This window comes from Lapillicoccus sp. (assembly GCF_046595215.1).
In the GTDB taxonomy this organism is placed as follows: domain Bacteria; phylum Actinomycetota; class Actinomycetes; order Actinomycetales; family Dermatophilaceae; genus Lapillicoccus.
Genome location: NZ_JBKJPP010000007.1, coordinates 1 through 19811 on the forward strand (window position 1 = coordinate 1; position 19811 = coordinate 19811).

23 protein-coding genes are annotated in these 19811 nt (G+C 71.2%); 11 read left to right on the plus strand and 12 right to left on the minus strand.

From position 1 onward, the window contains the following. The coding region (locus ACLL9L_RS00395; RefSeq protein WP_411282691.1) for a YceI family protein at positions 1-157 on the minus strand (157 nt) is incomplete at its 3' end. A gap of 132 nt (positions 158-289) precedes the next feature. On the opposite strand from ACLL9L_RS00395, the gene ACLL9L_RS00400 reads away from it, so the two are divergent. Genes ACLL9L_RS00400 through ACLL9L_RS00435 form a run of 8 tightly spaced genes read left to right on the plus strand, consistent with a single transcriptional unit; the run spans position 290 to position 7200 of the window. After that, positions 290-799 carry a MarR family winged helix-turn-helix transcriptional regulator gene (locus tag ACLL9L_RS00400; protein ID WP_411282661.1) on the plus strand — a complete coding sequence of 170 codons (510 nt, stop codon included), beginning with the start codon at positions 290-292 and terminating at the stop codon, positions 797-799. A 33-nt stretch (positions 800-832) separates the two neighbouring features. Beyond that, complete coding sequence (gene hemL, locus ACLL9L_RS00405) at positions 833-2173, plus strand: glutamate-1-semialdehyde 2,1-aminomutase (RefSeq protein ID WP_411282662.1); 1341 nt, start codon at positions 833-835, stop codon at positions 2171-2173. After that, positions 2170-2817, plus strand: a complete 648-nt coding sequence (locus tag ACLL9L_RS00410; protein WP_411282663.1) for a histidine phosphatase family protein — start codon at positions 2170-2172, stop codon at positions 2815-2817. Before hemL ends, ACLL9L_RS00410 begins: the two co-directional genes overlap by 4 nt. A 38-nt stretch (positions 2818-2855) precedes the next feature. Then, on the plus strand, positions 2856-3455 hold the full coding sequence (locus tag ACLL9L_RS00415; protein ID WP_411282664.1) for a TlpA family protein disulfide reductase: 600 nt from the start codon (positions 2856-2858) through the stop codon (positions 3453-3455). A gap of 10 nt (positions 3456-3465) precedes the next feature. Further along, entirely contained in the window at positions 3466-4233 is a 768-nt protein-coding gene (locus ACLL9L_RS00420) for a cytochrome c biogenesis CcdA family protein (protein ID WP_411282665.1), read from the plus strand. Next, a complete protein-coding gene (locus tag ACLL9L_RS00425; protein WP_411282666.1) occupies positions 4233-5888 on the plus strand; it encodes a cytochrome c biogenesis protein ResB in 1656 nt (551 codons plus the stop codon). The genes ACLL9L_RS00420 and ACLL9L_RS00425 overlap by 1 nt, the downstream gene beginning before the upstream one ends. Positions 5889-5893: 5 nt before the next feature. Next, entirely contained in the window at positions 5894-6922 is a 1029-nt protein-coding gene (gene ccsB / locus ACLL9L_RS00430; protein ID WP_411282667.1) for a c-type cytochrome biogenesis protein CcsB, read from the plus strand. A gap of 8 nt (positions 6923-6930) precedes the next feature. Further along, the gene (locus ACLL9L_RS00435; protein ID WP_411282668.1) at positions 6931-7200 is read left to right on the plus strand and encodes a DUF4229 domain-containing protein; all 270 of its coding nucleotides are present in this window, start codon (positions 6931-6933) and stop codon (positions 7198-7200) included. A gap of 55 nt (positions 7201-7255) precedes the next feature. Here the strand turns inward: ACLL9L_RS00435 and ACLL9L_RS00440 are convergent, their stop codons facing one another. From ACLL9L_RS00440 to ACLL9L_RS00470, 7 genes are all read right to left on the minus strand, one after another. After that, a complete protein-coding gene (locus ACLL9L_RS00440; RefSeq protein WP_411282669.1) occupies positions 7256-8140 on the minus strand; it encodes a 1,4-dihydroxy-2-naphthoate polyprenyltransferase in 885 nt (294 codons plus the stop codon). Positions 8141-8172: 32 nt separating this feature from the next. Then, a complete protein-coding gene (locus ACLL9L_RS00445) occupies positions 8173-8427 on the minus strand; it encodes a PLD nuclease N-terminal domain-containing protein (protein ID WP_411282670.1) in 255 nt (84 codons plus the stop codon). Continuing rightward, positions 8427-9623, minus strand: a complete 1197-nt coding sequence (menE, locus tag ACLL9L_RS00450) for an o-succinylbenzoate--CoA ligase (RefSeq protein WP_411282671.1) — start codon at positions 9621-9623, stop codon at positions 8427-8429. Before menE ends, ACLL9L_RS00445 begins: the two co-directional genes overlap by 1 nt. Positions 9624-9666: 43 nt before the next feature. After that, positions 9667-11088 carry a class II fumarate hydratase gene (locus ACLL9L_RS00455; RefSeq protein ID WP_411282672.1) on the minus strand — a complete coding sequence of 474 codons (1422 nt, stop codon included), beginning with the start codon at positions 11086-11088 and terminating at the stop codon, positions 9667-9669. A gap of 459 nt (positions 11089-11547) precedes the next feature. Then, positions 11548-12456 carry a 1,4-dihydroxy-2-naphthoyl-CoA synthase gene (locus ACLL9L_RS00460; RefSeq protein WP_411282692.1) on the minus strand — a complete coding sequence of 303 codons (909 nt, stop codon included), beginning with the start codon at positions 12454-12456 and terminating at the stop codon, positions 11548-11550. Positions 12457-12548: 92 nt separating this feature from the next. Continuing rightward, on the minus strand, positions 12549-12989 hold the full coding sequence (locus tag ACLL9L_RS00465) for a TA system VapC family ribonuclease toxin (protein WP_411282673.1): 441 nt from the start codon (positions 12987-12989) through the stop codon (positions 12549-12551). Beyond that, positions 12986-13225, minus strand: coding sequence for a type II toxin-antitoxin system VapB family antitoxin (locus ACLL9L_RS00470; RefSeq protein ID WP_411282674.1), 240 nt, complete (start codon positions 13223-13225; stop codon positions 12986-12988). Before ACLL9L_RS00470 ends, ACLL9L_RS00465 begins: the two co-directional genes overlap by 4 nt. A gap of 105 nt (positions 13226-13330) precedes the next feature. Here ACLL9L_RS00470 and ACLL9L_RS00475 point away from each other — a divergent pair, with 105 nt between their 5' ends. Genes ACLL9L_RS00475 through ACLL9L_RS00485 form a run of 3 tightly spaced genes read left to right on the plus strand, consistent with a single transcriptional unit; the run spans position 13331 to position 15576 of the window. Then, positions 13331-13798 (plus strand): NUDIX hydrolase, encoded by a 468-nt coding sequence (locus ACLL9L_RS00475; RefSeq protein WP_411282675.1) that lies wholly within the window; start codon positions 13331-13333, stop codon positions 13796-13798. Further along, entirely contained in the window at positions 13795-14850 is a 1056-nt protein-coding gene (locus ACLL9L_RS00480) for an o-succinylbenzoate synthase (RefSeq protein ID WP_411282676.1), read from the plus strand. Before ACLL9L_RS00475 ends, ACLL9L_RS00480 begins: the two co-directional genes overlap by 4 nt. A 3-nt stretch (positions 14851-14853) precedes the next feature. After that, positions 14854-15576 carry a 3-keto-5-aminohexanoate cleavage protein gene (locus ACLL9L_RS00485; RefSeq protein ID WP_411282677.1) on the plus strand — a complete coding sequence of 241 codons (723 nt, stop codon included), beginning with the start codon at positions 14854-14856 and terminating at the stop codon, positions 15574-15576. Positions 15577-15706: 130 nt separating this feature from the next. On the opposite strand, the gene ACLL9L_RS00490 is transcribed toward ACLL9L_RS00485, so the two are convergent. Genes ACLL9L_RS00490 through ACLL9L_RS00505 form a run of 4 tightly spaced genes read right to left on the minus strand, consistent with a single transcriptional unit; the run spans position 15707 to position 19810 of the window. Next, positions 15707-16933, minus strand: a complete 1227-nt coding sequence (locus ACLL9L_RS00490) for an acyl-CoA dehydrogenase family protein (RefSeq protein ID WP_411282678.1) — start codon at positions 16931-16933, stop codon at positions 15707-15709. After that, positions 16933-17958, minus strand: a complete 1026-nt coding sequence (locus tag ACLL9L_RS00495; protein ID WP_411282679.1) for a phosphotransferase family protein — start codon at positions 17956-17958, stop codon at positions 16933-16935. Before ACLL9L_RS00495 ends, ACLL9L_RS00490 begins: the two co-directional genes overlap by 1 nt. After that, positions 17955-18980, minus strand: a complete 1026-nt coding sequence (locus tag ACLL9L_RS00500) for an NADPH:quinone oxidoreductase family protein (RefSeq protein WP_411282680.1) — start codon at positions 18978-18980, stop codon at positions 17955-17957. Before ACLL9L_RS00500 ends, ACLL9L_RS00495 begins: the two co-directional genes overlap by 4 nt. After that, a complete protein-coding gene (locus ACLL9L_RS00505) occupies positions 18977-19810 on the minus strand; it encodes an SDR family oxidoreductase (protein ID WP_411282681.1) in 834 nt (277 codons plus the stop codon). Before ACLL9L_RS00505 ends, ACLL9L_RS00500 begins: the two co-directional genes overlap by 4 nt. Position 19811: the final 1 nt, after the last annotated feature.

The window sequence follows — 19811 nt, forward strand, 5'->3', positions numbered from 1 at the left end:
TGCCCGCGAGGGGGGACCCGACCTCGACGGTGGCCGTGAAGTCGCTGAAGGTGCCGCGGACCTTGGCCACCATGAGGTGACGGGCGGTGAAGGACAGCTCGCTGTGGCTGGGGTCGATGGTCCAGGTGCCGGGGGTGAGATCGTTGAGGCTGGCCATGTCGGGGTGCTCCTTGGAGTGCGGAATCGATAGACTCGTGGGGTGCTGCCGGGGGCCGGTGGCTCCTGACGCTGACGGATCAGCTAAGTTGAATATTAAATCATCCACGACTGCGTGACAAGGCGAGACGACATGGTGGCTTCCCACGAGCCGAGGTGGCTCAGCGAGGGCGAGCAGGACTCCTGGCGGGCCTACCTGCGCGGCAGCCGGATGCTCGAGGAGGCGCTCGACAGGGACCTGCAGGTCCTCGGTCTGCAGCTGAGCGAGTACGAGATCATCTCCATGCTCTCGGAGACCCCGCGCCAGCGATTGCGGATGTCGGAGCTGGCCGCCATCGTCGTGCAGTCCCGCAGCCGGCTCACCCACACTGCGACGCGCCTCGAGAAGCGGGGCTGGGTCACCCGTGAGCCCTGCGAGTTCGACCGCCGCGGCGTGGAGCTCGTGCTGACCAAGGAGGGCGCCAAGCGGGTCCTCAAGGCCTCGATCGCCCACGTCGAAAGCGTCCAGCGCCACCTGCTGGACGTCATGACCCCCGAGCAGCTCACGGCCCTCGGCGAGGCGATGGCACTCGTGCGGGACGCCCTGTCCGAGCCGCGCGACGCCGCCCTGGGCGCGGACTGCGACGAGGTCCGGAGCGCGTAAGAACCACTCAGGTCCCGCTGCGACAATGGCGCCATGAGCTTCACGGCATACCCCTTCGAGGCCCCGGCCTCCGCGGCCCTGTTCGAGCGAGCCCTCGAGGTCATCCCCGGCGGGGTCAACTCGCCGGTCCGGGCCTTCCGCGCGGTGGGTGGGACGGCGCGTTTCATGCGCGAGGCGCAGGGCCCCTGGCTCACCGACGTCGACGGCCGTCGTTACGTCGACCTGATCTGCTCGTGGGGCCCGATGATCCTCGGCCACACCCACCCCGACGTCCTCGCGGCCGTGAGGGAGGCGGCTGGACACGGGTTCAGCTTCGGCACGCCGTCCGAGAACGAGGTGCTCCTCGCGGCCGAGATCGTCGACCGCGTCGAGCCGGTCGACCAGGTGCGGCTCGTCAACAGCGGCACCGAGGCGACGATGACCGCGATCCGGCTGGCGCGGGGGTTCACCAGCCGCTCGGTGATCGTCAAGTTTGCCGGGTGCTACCACGGACACGTGGATTCCCTTCTCGCAGCCGCGGGTTCGGGCGCCGCGACGTTCGGTCTGCCTGACTCGGCTGGCGTATCCGCAGCGGCTGCGGCAGAGACGATCGTGCTGCCCTACAACGACCTTGCGGCCATCGAGGCCGCCTTCGCGGAGCGGGGGAGCGAGATCGCTGCCGTCATCACCGAGGCCTCGCCCGGCAACATGGGCGTCGTGCCGCCGGCGCCGGGGTTCACCGAGGGCCTGCGCCGCATCACCCGCCAGCACGGGGCGCTGCTGATCTCCGACGAGGTGATGACGGGCTTCCGCTGCTCCCGCTCCGGTTGGTACGGGCTCGAGGGCCCGTATGCCGCGGGCGCGCCTGACCTCTTCACCTTCGGCAAGGTCATGGGCGGCGGCTTCCCTGCTGCGGCCTTCGGGGGTCGGGCGGACATCATGGCGATGATCTCGCCCGTCGGGCCGGTCTACCAGGCGGGCACGCTCTCGGGGAACCCCGTCGCGACGGCCGCCGGCCTGGCCACCCTGCGGGGGTGCACCGACGAGGTCTACGACCGGCTCGACGTCGTCAGCACGACCATCGCCGACGCGGTGCGCACCGAGCTGACGTCGGCAGGCGTGCCGCACGTCATCCAGTGGGCCGGCTCGATGTTCAGCGTCTTCTTCCGCGACGGGGCGGCGACGAACTACGACGAGGCGAAGGCCCAGTCGACGGGGGCCTTCGCGGCCTTCTTCCATTCGATGCTCAGCCAGGGCGTCCACCTGCCGCCGAGCGCCTTCGAGTCGTGGTTCGTCAGCGCCGCGCACGACGACGAGGCGCTCTCGGTGGTCCTCGACGCGATCCCCGAGGCGGCCCGGGCCGCCGCCTCCACGTTTGCGATAATCGAGTCATGACTGCTCCCGAGCGCACCATCGTCCACCTCATGCGGCACGGTGAGGTGAACAACCCCGAGGGCGTCCTCTACGGCAGGCTCCCGGACTTCCACCTCTCCGAACTCGGCCGCGAGATGGCCGAGCAGGTGGCTCGCCACCTGTCGGACCACGACGTCGTGCGGGTCATCGCCTCGTCGCTGGAACGGGCCCAGGAGACGGCCGTGTCGATCGCCGCCGCGCACGACGTGGCGGTCACCACCGACGACCGGGTCATCGAGGCGGGCAACCACTTCGAGGGCCTGACGTTCGGCGTCGGGGACGGCGCCCTCTCGAAGCCGATGCACTGGTCAAAGCTGATCAACCCGATCAAGCCGAGCTGGGGCGAGCCCTATGCAGAGATCGCCGCCCGGATGGTCCACGCCATCAGCGACGCCCGGGTCCAGGCCCGCGGCCACGAGGCGGTCATCGTCTCCCACCAGCTGCCCGTCTGGACCGTCCGCAACAAGCTCGAGGGCAAGCGCCTCTGGCACGACCCCCGCAAGCGGGAGTGCTCGCTGGCCTCGCTGACCTCGCTCGAGTTCCTCGACGACGACCTCCAGTCGCTCACCTACAGCGAGCCGGCTGCTGGGCTGCTCGAGCGCGCCCAGAAGAAGGCCGGCGCGTGAGCGGACGCCGGCGCCGCCCGTCCGGCCGAGGTCGCCCGGTGACCAGGGCTGCCCTCGCGGGGTTCGTCGTCGTCGCCCTCGTCGGGCTCGGCGCGTGCTCCACGGACGCCAACTCCGTTGCGGAGCAGGCGAAAGCCGGCGACAACAAGGGCTATGTCGCCGGCGACGGCCGGGTCCAGCAGGTCGCCGCGGCCCAGCGCGGCGCCCCTGTCGTCCTGTCCGGCACGACCCTCGAGGGCCAGCCCTGGTCGATGGCCGCGGATGCGGCCGGCAAGGTGGTCGTCGTCAACGTCTGGGGCTCGTGGTGCCCACCGTGTGTCGAGGAGCAGCCCCACCTCCAGGAGGTCTGGAGCAGCATGCTCGCCGCGAAGAAGCCCGTCGCGTTCATCGGGATCGACACCAAGGAGAGCGCCAGCACCGGGCTGGCCTTCGTGAAGGCCAACGGCGTCAGCTATCCCTCGATCAGCAACGACGCGACCCAGGGCCAGCCGATGCTCGCCCTGCAGGGCAAGGCCTCGGCGACCCCGTCGACGCTGGTCCTCGACTCCCGGGGCCGGATCGCCGCCCGGGTCCTCGGGGCGACGACCGTGAGCACGCTCACAGCTCTCATCGACGACGTCCTCACCGAGCAGACCTGAGCAAGCCACCGTGCTGACCCTCGCTGACGGTTCGACGATTGCCTCCGGTGCCCTTCCGGTGGCCGCGCTCATCGCGCTCGCCGCCGGGCTGGTCTCGTTCGCCTCGCCGTGCGTCCTGCCGCTGGTCCCCGGGTTCCTCGGCTACGTGACCGGCCTGTCGGACGTCGCGGTCCAGGAGCGACGGCGTTCGCGACTGCTCCTGGGGGCCCTGCTCTTCGTCCTCGGCTTCTCTGGCGTCTTCACCGTCACCATCGTCACGGCCTCGGCCCTGAGTCTCGCCCTGCGCGAGCACCAGGACCTGCTCGTGCGCCTCGGCGGCGGCGTCGTGATCGTGCTCGCCCTCGTGTTCCTCGGGGTCGGCGGCCGGTTCGGCTCCCAGCGCGAGCTCAAGCTCACCTGGAAGCCTGCGACCGGGCTCGCCGGGGCGCCGCTGCTGGGGGCGGTCTTCGCCCTGGGCTGGGCGCCGTGCACCGGGCCGACCCTTGGCGCGATCCTCGCCCTGACCACGCCGCTCGGCGGTGACGACGCCGTCGGCCGCGGTGTCGTGCTCGCCGCGGCATACTGCCTCGGCCTCGGGGTGCCCTTCCTGCTGCTCGCCGCCGGATGGTCACGCGCGGGCCGCGCGAGCGACTGGCTGCGGCGCCATGTCCGTGGCGTCCAACTGGCCGGCGGCTCGTTGCTGCTCATCGTGGGGGCCCTCATGGTCAGTGGTCTGTGGGTCGCCTGGACGGCGTGGCTGCAGGCCCACCTCGTCACCGGCTTCGTGACGGTGCTGTGATGGTGATCGACACCAGGCGCGAGCCGATCACTCAGCCGAGGCTCGGTCCGGTCGGCTGGGCCCGATGGGCCTGGCGCAACCTCACCTCGATGCGCACGGCGCTGTTCCTGCTGCTGCTGCTCTCCGTCGGGGCGGTCCCCGGCTCGATCTTTCCCCAGCGCTCGATCGACGCAGGCCGGGTCGCCGACTACCTGGCCACCCACGAGACGACCGGTCCGTGGCTCGACCGGCTCGGCTTCTTCGACGTCTACGCCTCGGTGTGGTTCTCGGCCATCTACCTGCTGCTCGTGGTCTCCCTCATCGGGTGCATCGTGCCCCGCAGCCGGATCCACTGGCGCACCCTGCGCGCAAAGCCGCCCCGCGCGCCCCAGCGCCTGTCCCGTCTCGACGAGCACGTCGAGCTGGTGTATGCCGGGACCCCGGCCGAGGCGCTCGCAGCGGCCCGCAAAACGTTGCGGCGAAAGCGTTTTCGCGTGGCGTCCCATGACGACGAGTCGGTCAGCGCCGAGAGCGGATACCTGCGTGAGACGGGCAACCTCGTCTTCCACGTGGCGCTCTGCGTCATCATCGTCGGGATCGCGATCGGCCACCTCTTCGGTTGGCGGGGCGACGTCATCCTGCCCGCCGGCAGCAGCTTCTCGTCGACGCTGACGACCTACGACACCTTCCTGCCCGGGCCGATGGTCGACCCCGAGGCCCTGCCGCCGTTCACCATCAACCTCGACAAGATGGACGTCCGGTTCGAGAACCGCGTCGGCGGTTCGCAGCTGGGCGCGCCGCGCAGCTTCGAGGCGAGCGTCACGACGACCGAGAAGCCGGGGGACAAGCCGCAACAGCACGTCCTCAGCCCCAACAACCCCGTCACCCTCGGTGGGGCGGACGTCTTCCTCCTCGGCAACGGCTACGCGCCCGTGGTGACGTTCAAGGACGCCAAGGGCCAGATCCTCTACCGCCAGGCCACGCCGTTCCTCGCACAGGACAACAACTACAAGTCGGTCGGGGCGGTCAAGGTCGGCGCGGCCCGGCCGAAGGGGCTCGCCTTCAGCGGCTTCTTCCTCCCGACGGCCGAGCCGACCTACGCCAACGGGCCGATCTCGATGTTCCCCGACCTGGGCGACCCCGAGCTCGCCCTGTCGATCTGGGAGGGCGACCTCTACCCCGGGGGCCGGCCCCAGTCGGTCTACACGCTCAACACCTCCCAGCTGACCCAGGTGACCAAGGACGACGGGAAGCCGCTGCTGATCAGGCTCAAGCCGGGCCAGACCTTCGAGCTGCCCGGGGGCCGGGGCACGCTCACCTTTGACTCCGTCGAGAGGTTCGCCGGACTCTCGACCCGCGTCGACCCCGGCAAGGAGCTCACCCTTGTCGCAGCGCTGGCCACCCTGCTGGGCCTCGTCGCGTCGCTGTTGGTGCGCCGCCGGCGGGTCTTCGTCCGCGTTACCCCCGCCCCGGCCGGCACGGCCGGCGCCACGGCCGTCCGCGAAGCCGGCGCCACGGCCGTCCGCGAAGCCGGAGCGGGCTCGGGGGGGACCGATTCCGACGCGGTGCACCCGCCGCGTACCGTGGTCACCATCGGAGGCGTGGCCAAGAACGCCGATCCCGGTCTCGCCTCGCTGCTGCAACAGCTGCGCGACGAGCTGACGCAAAGGAATTGAGACGGATGCCATCGACCATCCTCGTGGGCTACTCCAACCTCGCGTTGTACTCCGCCATGGCGGTTTTCACCATCGCGATGCTGCTGTTCGCCTTCCACCTCGCGGCCCTCGGCCCGGTCAAGGTGGAGCGCTCGGCCACGAAGCGCGAGCGCGAGCTCGTCGGCGCCCCCACCACCACCCCTCTTACTCCCGCCCCGGTGGGGGCAGAAACGCACAGCGGGGAGTGCGACAGCACCCCCACCGAGGGTGTGGTCGGGGGCGACGACCTCACGGCGTCGCCCCGGGCCCGCAAGCTCGCGGGGGTGGCCCTGTCGCTGTCCTGGCTGGGGACGCTCGTCCTCATCGCGTCGGTCGCCATGCGTGGCCTGGCCGTCATGCGCCCGCCCTGGGGCAACATGTTCGAGTTTGCCACCGCCGGTGCCGCGGCCACGGCCCTCGCCTACTGCGCGCTGGCCCGCCGCCGCAACTGGGAGTGGCTGGGCATCTTCGTCATCGGCCCGGTGCTGCTGACCCTCGGCCTGGCCCTCTTCGCCTTCTACACCGAGGCCGCCGAGCTGCTGCCGGCTCTCAAGAGCGTCTGGCTCGTCATCCACGTGATCGTGGCGATCCTCGCCGTCGGCATCTTCACCATCGCGTTCTCGGTCGGGGTCGTCTACCTCATCCGCAGGCGCCGGGAGGAGAACCCGCCCGAGAAGCCCAACTTCATGGAGACGCTGCCCTCCTCCACCCAGCTGGAGCGCACGGCATACGGGCTCAACATGGTCGGCTTCATCCTGTGGACCTTTACGCTCATCGCGGGGGCGATCTGGGCACAGAAGGCGTGGAGCGCCTACTGGACGTGGGACCCAAAGGAGGTCTGGACCTTCGTCATCTGGGTCGTCTACGCCGCCTACATGCACGCCCGCGCCACGGCCGGGTGGGAGCCGAGGAAGGCGATGGGCATCGCGCTGGCGGGCTTTGCCTGCATCCTGGTCAACTTCATGGTCGTCAACGTGTTCTTCGTCGGCCTGCACTCCTACTCCGGCCTGAAGTAGGCGCGCCCATGGTGAGGTACACCCTGCTGCGGCTGATGATCTTCTTCGCCTGCCTGCTGGCTTTCTGGCTCCTCGGACTGCGTAACCAGGACCAGCAGGTCTTCCTGCTGCTGGCCTCGGCGCTCACGTCGATCGTGCTGTCCTACTTCTTCCTGCGCCGCGAGCGCGACCAGTTCTCGGAGAGGATCGCGGCGCGGATCGAGCGGCGCAACGCGGCCCGGCAGGGCGCTGAAGGAGTTGACGAGGAGGCCGAGGACGCCGAGCTCGACCAGAAGTAGCCCGCGTCGGGGTCCTGGAGGCGGAGTCCCGGAGGCGGGGTCAGCGAGAGGGTGCTCAAGGGAGCAGGGCCGCGCTGCCGATGCCGAGGGCAAGCAGGAGCGACCAGACGAGCTGGAACTGGCCCGTTCGGGCGAGCACGGGCACGAGCGCCCGCCCGGTCGCGCCGGAGCGCAACACCTCGATGAGGGGATGGGCCAGCAGGTATGCCGCGAGGGCCACGAGCGCGGTCGGGCTCACCACCGCGCAGCCCGCGACGGTGAGCACCGACACGAGGACGAGCCCGTAGTAGAGGCGCCGGGTGCCCTCGTCGCCCAGGCGGACCGCGAGGGTGCGCTTGCCGCTCTCGGCATCGGTGGGGATGTCGCGCAGGTTGTTGGCGACGAGGATGGCCGATGCGAGGGCCCCGACGCCGACGGCACCGAGCAGGCCGCTCCAGCTGAGCCGGCCGGCCTGGGTGTACATCGTGCCGAGGGTCGCGACGAGCCCGAAGAAGACGAAGACGAAGACCTCACCGAGGCCGCGGTAGCCGTAGGGGTTCTTGCCGCCGGTGTAGTGCCAGGCCGCGACGACGCAGGCCGCCCCGATCGGCAGCATCAGCCACGCCTGGCTCAGGGCGACGAGCGCGAACCCGAAGAGGCCGGCGAGGAAGAAGCTGACCATCGCCGCGACCTTGACGTTGGACGGCTCCGCGAGCCCCTGACCGACCAACCGGATCGGACCGAGCCGCACCTCGTCGGTCCCGCGGATCCCGTCGGAGTAGTCGTTGGCGTAGTTGACGCCGATCTGCAGGCACAAGGACACCACGAGCGCGAGGAGGGCGTAGCCCCACGTGGTGCGGTTCAGGGCATAGGCCGCGCCCGTGCCGACGGCAACGGGGGAGACGGCGACGGGCAGGGTGCGGGGGCGAGCGCCCTGCACCCACTGCGAGAGCGTGGCCATCAGGAACTTTCGATGCGTGGGACGGTGGTGCCTCAGAGGTTACGCAGGAAGTCCGGGTCGTCCTCGGGGCCACGCGGTCCGGTGCGGGGCCGTTTGCCCGGAGGCAGCGTCCGCCGGGAGCCCGCAAGGATCCAGGCGGCGGGGCCGGCCCATGGGACGACGATGATGACCACGATCCACGCGAGCTTGGGCAGGTGCAGGATGCGGTCCTGGGTGGTCTGAACGCAGTCCATCAGCGCGTAGATCACCAGCCCGATGGCGGCGACCGTCAGCAGTACGCGAAGCATCAGCCCGTCCTTCCCACGTCTGTCTCCAGTGTCTCATCGAAGGCTGCGACGAGCGCGCGCCGGTCGGGCTTGCCCGGCCCGCGCGATGGAAGGGCATCCAGGACGAGGAGGCGCTGCGGCAGGGCGTGGTCGGGGAGTATGCCGCGCAGCGCCGAGCGCACGTCCCGCACCGAGAGCGGCGGGGCACCGGCGCGCAGGGTCACCGCGGCGGACACGGCCTGGCCCCACGTCGGGTGGGAGCTGCCCACCACGACGGCGTCGCGCACCCCCGGGACGTAGCGGACGATCGCGTCCTCGACGGCGCCCGGCGCGACCTTGAGCCCGCCGGTGTTGATGAGGTCGTCGGCCCTCCCGCGGATGGTGAGGCAGCCCGAGTCGTCGAGCTCGCCCAGGTCGTCGGTCCGAAACCAACGCGTGCCGTCGGCGTCGACCCGGAAGACGTCGTCGCTGAGCCGGGCGTTGCCGAGGTAGCCGTGCGCCACCGTCGGGCCTCCGAGCACGACGTGCTGCTCGTTGTCGATGTGGATCTGGCTCACCGGCAGCGGGGACCCGTTGTAGACACACCCCCCGGCTGTCTCGCTCATGCCGTAGGTCCGGGCGAGACGGACTCCGGCCCGTTCCGCGGCGAGGACGACGGAGGTGCCGGTGGCCGCCCCCCCGACGAGGACCCAGTCGTAGGAGGCCAGTGCCACGGTCGCCGCCGGGTCCTCGAGGAGTCTGGACACCTGGGTGGGCACGAGGGCCGTGTAGCGCGGCCCTCGGGCGCGGGCGGTGAGCGTCCGCGTCGCCGCGACGAAGCCGTCGGCGGTGAAGCCGCCCGAGAGGTCGAGGACGCCCGGCTCGGTGCCGGCCACGACCGAGCGGACGAGGACCTGCATCCCGGCGACGTGGTGGGCGGGCAGGGCCAGCAGCCAGGTGCCCGAGCCGCCCAGGACCTGGTGGGTGGCGGTCGCGGAGGAGACGAGGTTGTCGACGGTGAGCAGCGCAAGCTTGACGTGACCGGTCGAACCGGAGGTGCCGAGCGCCAGGGCCAGGGCGTCCGGCAACGGGCCCCGGTCGTCCGGGAGGACGGGGACCGGCGCGTCCGCGGCATACGGGCGCAGCGGGCTGCTGCCGGCAAGGGCCTCCTCGAGCCGGCCGAGGACGTCGAGGACACCGACGCCGCTCGGGACGGGAAGTGGCCGCAGTGCCGACATGCGCTCAGGGTACGTCGTGGGCGGGGGTGGGCCGCCGGCGGTCTTACGGCCTTCGGGTCATCGACAGCACGTCGAGGGCTTCGTCGAGCTGGGCTTCGGTGAGTCGGCCGTCGGTGACGAACCCCTCGTCGAGGACCACCTCGCGAATCGTCTTGCCCTCCTTGAGCGCTCGCTTGGCAACGGCCGCGGCGTTCTCGTAGCCGAGGTAGCGGTTCAGCGGCGTGACGATGGCGGGGGAGGACTCGGCCAGCGCGCGCGCGTGGTCCTCGTGGGCGGTGATGCCGTCGACGCACCGGTCCGCAAGGACCCGGCTCGAGGCGGCGAGGAGACGGATCGACTCGAGCACGTTGCGGGCCATCACCGGCATCATGACATTGAGCTCGAAGCTGCCGGACGCTCCCGCGAAGGCGATCGCCGCGTCGTTGCCGATGACCTGGGCGCAGGCCATGACCGTCGCCTCGCAGATGACGGGGTTGACCTTGCCGGGCATGATCGACGAGCCCGGTTGCAGGTCGGGGATGGCGATCTCGCCGAGTCCGGCGCGTGGTCCGGAGCCCATCCACCGCAGGTCGTTGCAGACCTTGACCAGTCCGACGGCGATCGTCCGCAGCACGCCGGTCGCCTCCACGAGCCCGTCGCGCGTTCCCTGCGCCTCGAAGTGGTTGCGGGCCTCGGTCAGCGGCAGGCCCGTCTCATCGGCGAGGAGCCGGATGACGGTGGCAGCAAAGCCTTTCGGCGTGTTGATCCCGGTCCCGACGGCCGTGCCGCCGAGGGGGAGCTCCGCGATCCGGGGGAGGGACGCCTCGACGCGCTCCACGGCATACCTGAGGGTGGCGGCGTAGCCGCCGAACTCCTGCCCGAGCGTGACCGGCGTCGCGTCCATGAGGTGGGTGCGGCCGGCCTTGACGACGGTGTCGAACTCGGCGGCCTTGCGCTCGAGCGACTCCGCGAGGTGGGTCAGGGCGGGGGCGAGGTCGCCGACGAGGGCTGCCGTCGTCGCGAGGTGGATGGCGCTCGGGAAGACGTCGTTGCTGCTCTGCGAGGCGTTGACGTGGTCATTGGGGTGGACCGGCGACCCGAGGGCCCGTGTCGCCAGGGTGGCGATGACCTCGTTGGCGTTCATGTTGCTCGACGTGCCCGAGCCGGTCTGGAAGGTGTCGATGGGGAACTCGGTGTCGTGCTTGCCTGCTGCGACCTCGTCGGCCGCCGTGACGATGGCGGCGGCGAGGTCGGCGTCGACGACGCCGAGGTCCGCGTTGACCCGGGCGGCCGCGCCCTTGATCCGGCCGAGCGCCGCGATGAGGGCGGGCTCGATCGGGGTCCCGGAGATGGGGAAGTTCTCGACCGCCCGCTGGGTCTGCGCCTGCCAGAGGGCGTCGCGCGGCACCCGGACCTCACCCATGGTGTCGTGCTCGATCCGGTATGCCGTGTCGCCGCCGCTCGTGGTCGGCTCGCTGTTGATCATGCCCCCAGTGTGCCCTCTTTGGTCCGCGACCCGGGCTGCGCGATTGCTCGTCGCCGAACCAAGGGCGCCGGCGAGCTGGGGCCCTGTTGACGTTGGTTCACGAGCCGGCAGCGACTCGTTGTAGCCGAAAGCCCGGACACGTCCGCGGACATGGCGTGTGGGGGCGCGCGGCCTGGCTCGGCCAGGGGCGCCCCGCAGCAAGGTCCGCTGCGGTCAGGCAAGAACCTGTATGCGGATCGGGGATCTCCACCAGCGGGATGAACCCTGCTGCGTCAAAGCCGAGCCGGGCGATCTGCCACCCTGCGAGTGGGTGGACCCGTGCGTCGCTGGGATCCTGAGAGTGCTTGACCCGGCCCGACGCTCCAGGCGCGCGACCCACTCGGACTCGTGCGGACTTCTGCGGACTCTGTGCGGACCGCGGTCCACTAGAGCCCGTCTGAACAGCGCAAACGTGCCGATTCAGAAGTACCAGGGGAAGGGCGACCAGTCGGGCTCGCGCTTCTCGAGGAACTGGTCGCGGCCCTCGATCGCCTCGTCGGTCATGTAGGCCAGCCGGGTCGCCTCGCCGGCGAAGACCTGCTGTCCCATGAGCCCGTCGTCGAGCAGGTTGAACGCGAACTTGAGCATCCGCTGGGCCTGGGGCGACTTGCCCATGATCTCGCGGGCGACCTGCAGGGCGTCGCGCTCGAGGTTGGCGTGGTCGGCGACGATGTTGACGGCGCCCATCCGGTGCATGTCCTCGGCCGTGTAGATGCGCCCGAGGAAGAATATCTCGCGGGCGAACTTCTGGCCGACCATCTTCGCGAGGTAGGCCGAGCCGTAGCCGCCATCGAAGGAGCCGACGTCGGCGTCAGTCTGCTTGAAGCGGGCATGCTCTCGCGAGGCGATGGTCAGGTCGCAGATCACGTGCAGCGAGTGGCCCCCGCCGGCCGCCCAGCCGGGGACGACCGCCACGACGACCTTGGGCATCGTCCGGATGAGACGCTGGACCTCGAGGATGTGAAGACGCCCGCCCTGCGCCATGACCCGGGCCCTGTCGACGGTGTCGGCGGTCTCTCCCTCGGCATACTGGTAGCCCGACCGGCCGCGGATCCGCTGGTCGCCGCCGGAGCAGAACGACCATTTGCCGTCCTTGGGCGACGGGCCGTTGCCCGTGAGCAGCACGACACCCACGTCGGGGGACATGCGGGCGTGGTCGAGTGCCCGGTATAGCTCGTCGACCGTGTGCGGTCGGAAGGCGTTCAGGACGTCGGGGCGGTCGAAGGCGATCCTCACCGTGCCCAGCCCACGGGCCCGGTGGTAGGTGATGTCCGTGAAGTCGAACCCGGGCACGAGGTCCCACGCCGTCTCGTCGAAGATCGCGGACACCTGCTCCGGGCCCCGCCCAGTCTGTTCGTCGCTCACGGTGGTGAGGATAGTGCTGGCGTGAGTCCCCCGAGGCCCGCCTCAGCGTGGCGTTCTCAGGCCCCGACCCCGATGTCCGGCTCGAGGACCGACAGCCCGGGGAACCGGTTGAACCCCCGGTCGTAGGTCGCCAGGGTCGCGCCGTGCTCGAGCGCGAGCGCTGCGAGGAAGGCGTCGGGGACGTCGTTGCCGCGCAGCCCGAGGTGGTTCACGAGTCGGCTGAAGATCTCCCACCGGCGGTGGGTGGGCCGGATCTCCACGGCTGCGGGCGCGGCTCGGACCGCGTCGCAGAAGGCAAGTGCCGTGGCTGCCGTTGCCGGATGGCGCAGGGTGCGGTGGTTCGTGGCGATCCGGACGACGGCCGCCAGCACCTCGTCGGCGACGGCGATCGCCTCGGCGCCTTCCAGCGCCGTCGTCAACCAGGCACGAGCGTCGTCGTGCTGGGCGTAGTCCTGGCGAAACGCAAAGATGCAGACGTTCACGTCGAGCAGGATCACCGAAGATCGTTGTCCGCCAGGGCGTCGGCAAGCGCCTCCTTGTCGAGGATGTCGACCAGCGGTGGGTCACCGCGACGACCAGAGACCGGCAGATCGACCCGCACGTGGCCCGCCCGCGCGGCCTCCCGGCGGGCGATCAGCTCGCGGAGCGCCTCTTCCAGCACGGAGCCGACCGTGCGGTGACTCCGTGCCGCCATGGTCTTCGCCGTGGCGAGCAGGTCGTCGTCGATGGTCACCGTCGTGCGCATGGGTGCACGTTAGCATCACCACGACGCATCAAGATGCACAGGGCGGCCCCCGCGCGCTCCTCGCCCCGGGAGTCCCGTCGTAGAGTCGGGGTCATGCCGATCCCGGATTTCGTCGTGGCCCTGCGCGAGCGGGTGGGCACCATGTCGCTGTGGCTGCCGGGGGTGGCCGCGGTCGTGATCCGGGGCTCCGACGTGCTGCTCGTCCGGCGTGTCGACAACGGGGAGTGGAGCCCGGTCACCGGCATCGTCGACCCTGGAGAGGAGCCCGCGGTGGCGGCGGTGCGCGAGGTGCTCGAGGAGGCCTGCGTCGTCGCCCGCGCCGAGCGGCTCGTCTGGGTCAGCGTCGGCACGCCGATCATCCACGCCAACGGTGACCTCGCGCAGTACCTCGAACACACCTTCCGGTGCACCTGGGTGAGCGGCGAACCCGCCGTGGGGGACGACGAGTCGACCGACGCCGGCTGGTATCCCCTCGACGCCCTACCGCAGATGTCCGCCCGCAACCGCGATCGCATCGCCCATGCCGTCGAGAACCGCCCCGAAGCGCAGTTCGTCCGATGAGCCTCCCGGATCTCGACGACCTCCTGGCCGGCCTGCGGGTCGTGAGCATCCCCATGCGCGTGCCCTTCCGGGGCGTCGCGCACCGGGAGGCTGCCCTCGTGCAGGGACCCGCCGGGTGGGGGGAGTTCTCGCCGTTCCTCGAGTACGCCCCGCAGGAGGCGTCCCGCTGGCTCGCCTCGGCGATCGAGGCGGCCTGGCAGGGGTGGCCGGCTCCGGTGCGGGACCGGGTGCCCGTCAACGCGACGGTCCCCGCCGTCTCGGCCGAGGAGGTGGCGGGGGTGCTCGCCCGTTACGACGGCTGTCGGACGGTCAAGGTCAAGGTCGCCGAGCGGGGCCAGTCCCTCGCCGACGACGTATGCCGGGTCGCGGCGGTCCGCGACGTCATGGGGGCAGACGCCCGGATCCGGGTCGATGCGAACGGCGGGTGGGACGTGGAACAGGCGGTGACGGCGCTCGGTGCGCTCGCGGCATACGGGCTGGAGTATGCGGAGCAGCCGTGCGCCTCGGTGGAGCAGCTGACGCAGCTGCGGATCGCCTTGGTGCGCAAGGGGGTCGACGTGCTCATCGCCGCGGACGAGTCGATCCGCAAGGCCGAGGACCCGCTCCGGGTCGTTCGCGAGCAGGCCGCCGACATCATTGTCGTCAAGGTCGCGCCGCTCGGAGGCGTGCGCCGGGCCCTGGACATCGCCCAGGCATGCGGACTGCCGACAGTGGTCTCCTCGGCACTCGACACCTCCGTCGGGATCGCCGCTGGAGCGGCCCTCGCCGCTGCGCTGCCGGCTTTGCCATACGCCTGCGGGCTCGCCACGGTGGAGTTGCTGGCCGACGACGTGGCGCGGCCGTCAGTCGTGCCGGTCGACGGCTCGATCGGTGTCGGGCCGCCGGCGGTCGACGAGTCACTCGTCGACGCGCTCGCTGCGTCGGGCGAGCGGACGCAGTGGTGGCGTGACCGCATGACCGCCTGCTACGCCGCCCTGGCACGGCAGGCCCGCCAGCTCGACCCGTCAACCTCGCCCCGACAAGCGGGAGGTCAGGTGGGCGGGAGAGGATGAGCCATGCTCAAGGTCTGTCTCAACGGCGACCGGCCCTCCCACGAAAGGGTGCCGGTGACGCCCGCGCAGGTCGCCGAGGCTGCCCTGGCCGCGGTGGACGCAGGGGCGTGCGCGATCCACGTCCACCCCCGGGGCGACCTCGGCCGGGAGTCGCTCGACGCCCAGTTGATCCTGGTGAGCCTCGCCGCGATCCGGGAGCTCGTCCCCGGGGTCCCGGTCGGCGTGAGCACCCACGCGGGGATCTGCCCGGACCCCGCCGAGCGGCTGGCGCTGGTCAGACGGTGGCCGGGCCCTGGGGACGGCGGCCCGGACTTCGTCAGCGTCAACTGGCACGAGAGCGGAGCGGTTGAGCTGGCCGGCACCTTGCGGGCCCGCGGGATCGGCGTCGAGGCGGGACTCTTCACCCCGACTGCGGCCTCCGAGTTCATCGCCACCCGTTGGGCGTGGCAGGTCGAGCGCGTCCTCGTCGAGACGCTCCCGGGCCACACCCCCGGCAGCAACGGGGTCTGGGCGGTCGAGCGCATCCTGACGGCTCTGGGGAGGCAGCCGGCCCCGGTGCTCGTCCACGGTCAGGAACGGTGGACCTGGCCGGTCCTGCGGTGGGCCCAGGAGCACGGCTATGACACCCGGATCGGCCTGGAGGACACCCTGCTCGACGAGGTCGGGCTGAGGGTCCGGACCAACACAGAGCTGGTCACCGCAGCGCTCGCGGACCGCCGCCGCTGAGCGCAGTGCGGCAACGCGGGGGCAGCCCGGCAACGGGGGCCCTTGTGGGGAAGGTTGACCACACCATGATGTGGTCAACCTTCCCCATCGGCGGACCGGAGGGCGCTGCCGTCAGGGGCGGGCGCCGACGTCAGCCCCGGCTGGCGGCCTGGCGCTTGAGCTCGGCCTTGGCGAGGGCGTTCTTGTGCACCTCGTCCGGGCCGTCCGCGAACCGCAGCGACCGGATGCCCGCGAAGGCGTGCGCGAGGGGGAAGTCCTGCCCCAGGCCCGCGGCCCCGTGCGCCTGGATCGCCCTGTCGAGGATCCACTCCACGGTCTGTGGCGTCGCGATCTTGATCGCCTGGATCTCCGTGTGGGCACCCTTGTTGCCGACGGTGTCCATCAGCCACGCGGTCTTGAGCACCAACAGGCGCAGCTGCTCGAGACGCACCCGGGACTCGGCGATCCAGTCGCGGATGACGCCCTGCTCCGACAGGGGCCGACCGAAGGCGACCCGTTCGCTGACCCGCTGGCACATCAGCTCGACGGCACGCTCGGCCACCCCGATGGAGCGCATGCAGTGGTGGATCCGCCCGGGACCGAGGCGGGCCTGCGCGATGGCGAACCCGTCCCCCTCGCCGCCGATGAGGTTGCTCGTGGGCACCCGCACACCGTGGAACTCCAGCTCGGCGTGGCCACCGTGGTCGTGGTCGTCGTAACCGAGCACCGTCATGCCCCGCTTGACCTCGAGCCCCTCGGCGTCGCGGGGCACGATGATCATGCTCTGCTGGCGGTGCCGGTCGGCTGACGGGTCGGTCTTGCCCATGACGATGAGCAGCGAGGCGTCGGGGTTCATCGCGCCGGTGATCCACCACTTGCGCCCGGTGACGACGTAGTCATCGCCGTCCCGCTCGATCCGGGTGCCGATGTTGGTGGCGTCCGACGATGCCACATCCGGCTCGGTCATCGCGAAGGCGGAGCGGATCTCCGCGCGCAGCAACGGTTGCAGCCACTGCTCCTGCTGCTCGGGGGTGCCGAAGGTCTCGAGGACCTCCATGTTGCCGGTGTCGGGCGCGGCGCAGTTGAGGGCCGCCGGGGCGAGCGAGATCGAGCGTCCGGTGATCTCCGCCAGGGGCGCGTACTGCAGGTTCGTCAGCCCGGCGCCGCCCTCGCCCGGCAGGAACGCGTTCCACAGCCCCCGCGCCCGGGCCTCCTCGCGCAGCGACTGCAGCACCGGCACCTGCGTCCAGGCCCACCGGTCGTCCAGCGCGTCGAGCTGCTCGGAGAAGACCGTCTCGGCCGGGTGGACGTGGCTGTCCATGAAGCCGAGCAGCGACTCTCGCAGCTCCTCCGTGCGGGCGTCGTGGGCGAAGTCCATCAGTGCTCCTTCATGGAGTCGAGGCCGAGGGCGAGCAGGGGCTCGACCATCGCACCGATCTGGCTGAAACCCTCGCCCACGGTCTGTCCGTGGACGTGGCGGTAGTGGATCCCCTCGAGGATCACGGCGAGCTTGAAACAGGCCAACGCCTCGTAGAACCCGAGGTGCGTCAGGTCGCGGTCGCTGCGGGCGCCGTAGCGGGCGACGACGTCGTCGCGCGAGACGAACCCCGGTGCTCTCGACGCCGTCGAGACCCCCGCGCCGAGCTCCAGGTCGGCGATCCGGTGGTAGGTCAGCAGCAGCGCGACGTCGGTGAGCGGGTCGCCGAGCGTCGCCATCTCCCAGTCGACCACGGCGCCGATCTCGTCACCCGGGTTCACCAGCAGGTTGTCGAGGCGGTAGTCGCCGTGGACGATGGCCGGCGCTGACTCTTGCGGCAGCCCTTCTCGCAGCAGTCGCTCCAGCTCGTCGGCCCCGACGAGATCCCTGCTGCGGGAGCTCGCCCGCTGCGCCCCCCAGCGCCGCACCTGCCGCGCGAGGAACCCCTGTGGCCGGCCGAAGTCGGCCAGCCCGACCGACGCGGGCACCACGTCGTGCAGGTCTGCCAGGGTGTCGACCATCCGCTCGCCGATGGCCCGGGTGCGTTCTGCTCCCAGCGCTTCGAGCTCCTCGACAGCTCGGTAGGGGATACCGTCGACGAGCTCCATGACGTAGAACGGGGCGCCGATGACAGCGGCGTCCGCGCAGACGGCATACATCTCGGGGACCGGGACTGCCGTCTTCAGCAGCGCGGCCATGACGCGGTGCTCGCGGACCATGTCGTGCGCCGTCGCGAGGACGTGACCGAGCGGGGGCCGGCGCACGATGACCGAGCCGGTGCCGTCGGTGACGACGTAGGTGAGGTTGGATTTGCCGCCCGCGATCACCTCCCCGGTGAGGGGCCCGGTGAGCAGACCGGGCGCCGCGTCGGCCAGCCACGTTTCGAGCGCCACGAGATCGAGCCCGGGGGGCTGGGTGGCGGTCACGGGGTCTCCAGCTCCACCGTCGTATGCCGTGCTGACGCTGACGCGACGTAGGCGACGCGCCCGATCGTCGACCCGTCGGCGAGGCGCTGGACCCCGTCGGCGACGGCGTCGAGCGGGAGCCGTTCACTGACCAGGGGCGCGATCACGCGGCTGTCGACAAGGCGCGTCAGCTCGGCGTGGCACTCGCGCACGGCGCCGGGGTCCATCCGGGCGTAGAGGCCCCAGTGCAGCCCGAGCACGGAGTAGTTCTTGATCAGCGCATGGCTCAGGGCGGGCGTCTGGATGCTCCCACCGGCGAACCCGATGACGAGGATCCTGCCCTCGAAGGCGATGCACTTCGTCGAGCGCTCGTAGGTCTCGCCGCCGACCGGGTCGTAGACGACGTCGGCCCCCCGCCCCCCAGTGGCCTCCTTGACGACGGCGACGAAATCCTCGGTGTGCCGCTCGACCACGATGTCGGCGCCGAGCTCGCGGGCCACCGCGGCCTTGTCGGGTCCACCGACCACGCCGATCACCGTGGCGCCCGCAGCCTTGCCGAGCTGGACTGCGGCGCTGCCGACACCACCCGCGGCGGCGTGGACGAGCAGCGTCTCACCGGGCTGCAGGTGGGCCCGGCGGTGCAGCGCGAACCACCCGGTCTGGTAGCCGATGAAGAACCCGCCCGCCTGGGCGTCGTCGAGCCCTGCCGGAGCGGCAAAGCTGGCCTGCGCCTCCATCAGCGCCTCCTCGGCGAACCCGCCGTGGGGCAGGACCGACGCTCCGATGACCCTGTCGCCGACCGCGAACCCCGTTGAGCCGGAGCCGGTCTCGAGGACCTCACCACACAGCTCGACACCCGGGGTGAAGGGCAGGTCGGGACGCACCTGGTAGAGCCCGCGGCACATCAGGGCGTCCGGGAAGTTGGCCGCCGAGCCGAGGACCCGCACCCGCAGCTGTCCGGGTCCGGCGACCAGTTCGGGGACGTCCTCGAGGTGCATGACGTCCCGGGGTTCGCCGAGATCGCGCACCTGCCAAGCCTTCACGACCGGCTCCTTGTCGTCGCTGTGGGATCGGTCGTCGCTGTGGGTTCGAACGTCGCTGTGGGATCGGATGCGTCGAGCCTGGCCTGCAGCCGGCCCATGCCACCGAGCCACGCGTCGGGGTCGGCTGCCCGCAGCCGGAAGTAGTCGCCGACCTCGGGGTGGGGCAGGACGAGGAACTGGGTGCCTCCCAGCGCCGTCCACACGCACTCGGCGACGTCGTCCGGCTCGAGAGCGCCGTCGCGAGAAAGCAGCTCAGCCAGGGGGCCGGCCTGCTCGAGCATCCTGGTCCGCACCCCCTGCGGACAGACGGCCTGCACGACGACCCCCCGGTGGCCGTAGGTCGCCCGGAGCCACTCGGCGAACGCGACCGCTGCATGCTTCGAGACCGAGTAGGGAGCGCTGCCGAGCATCGTCAGCAGCCCGGCGGCAGACGCGGTGACCACGAAGCGGCCGCCGCCCTGCTCCAGCCACGTCGGCACCAGCAGCCGCGCGGCGCGGACGTGCGCCATGACGTTGACCTCGTGCGAGAGCGCCCAGTCGGACTCGGGCGACTCCAGCCCCCGCCCGGCCTCGACGCCGGCGTTGGCGAAGAACACGTCGATGGTGCCGAGGTGCTCTCGGGCGGCCGCGACGAGTGCCGCCGCGCCCTCCTCGCTGGCGCAGTCGCCGACGAAGGCGTGCACGCCCAGCTCGTCCGCCACCGCGGTCAGGGCGGGGTCGACGTCGCCCACGACGACGCGAAAACCTCCGCGCACCAACCGTTCCGCGATCGCCCGACCGATGCCGTGCGCGGCGCCGGTGACGACGGCCGTGGACCCCACGGCATACATC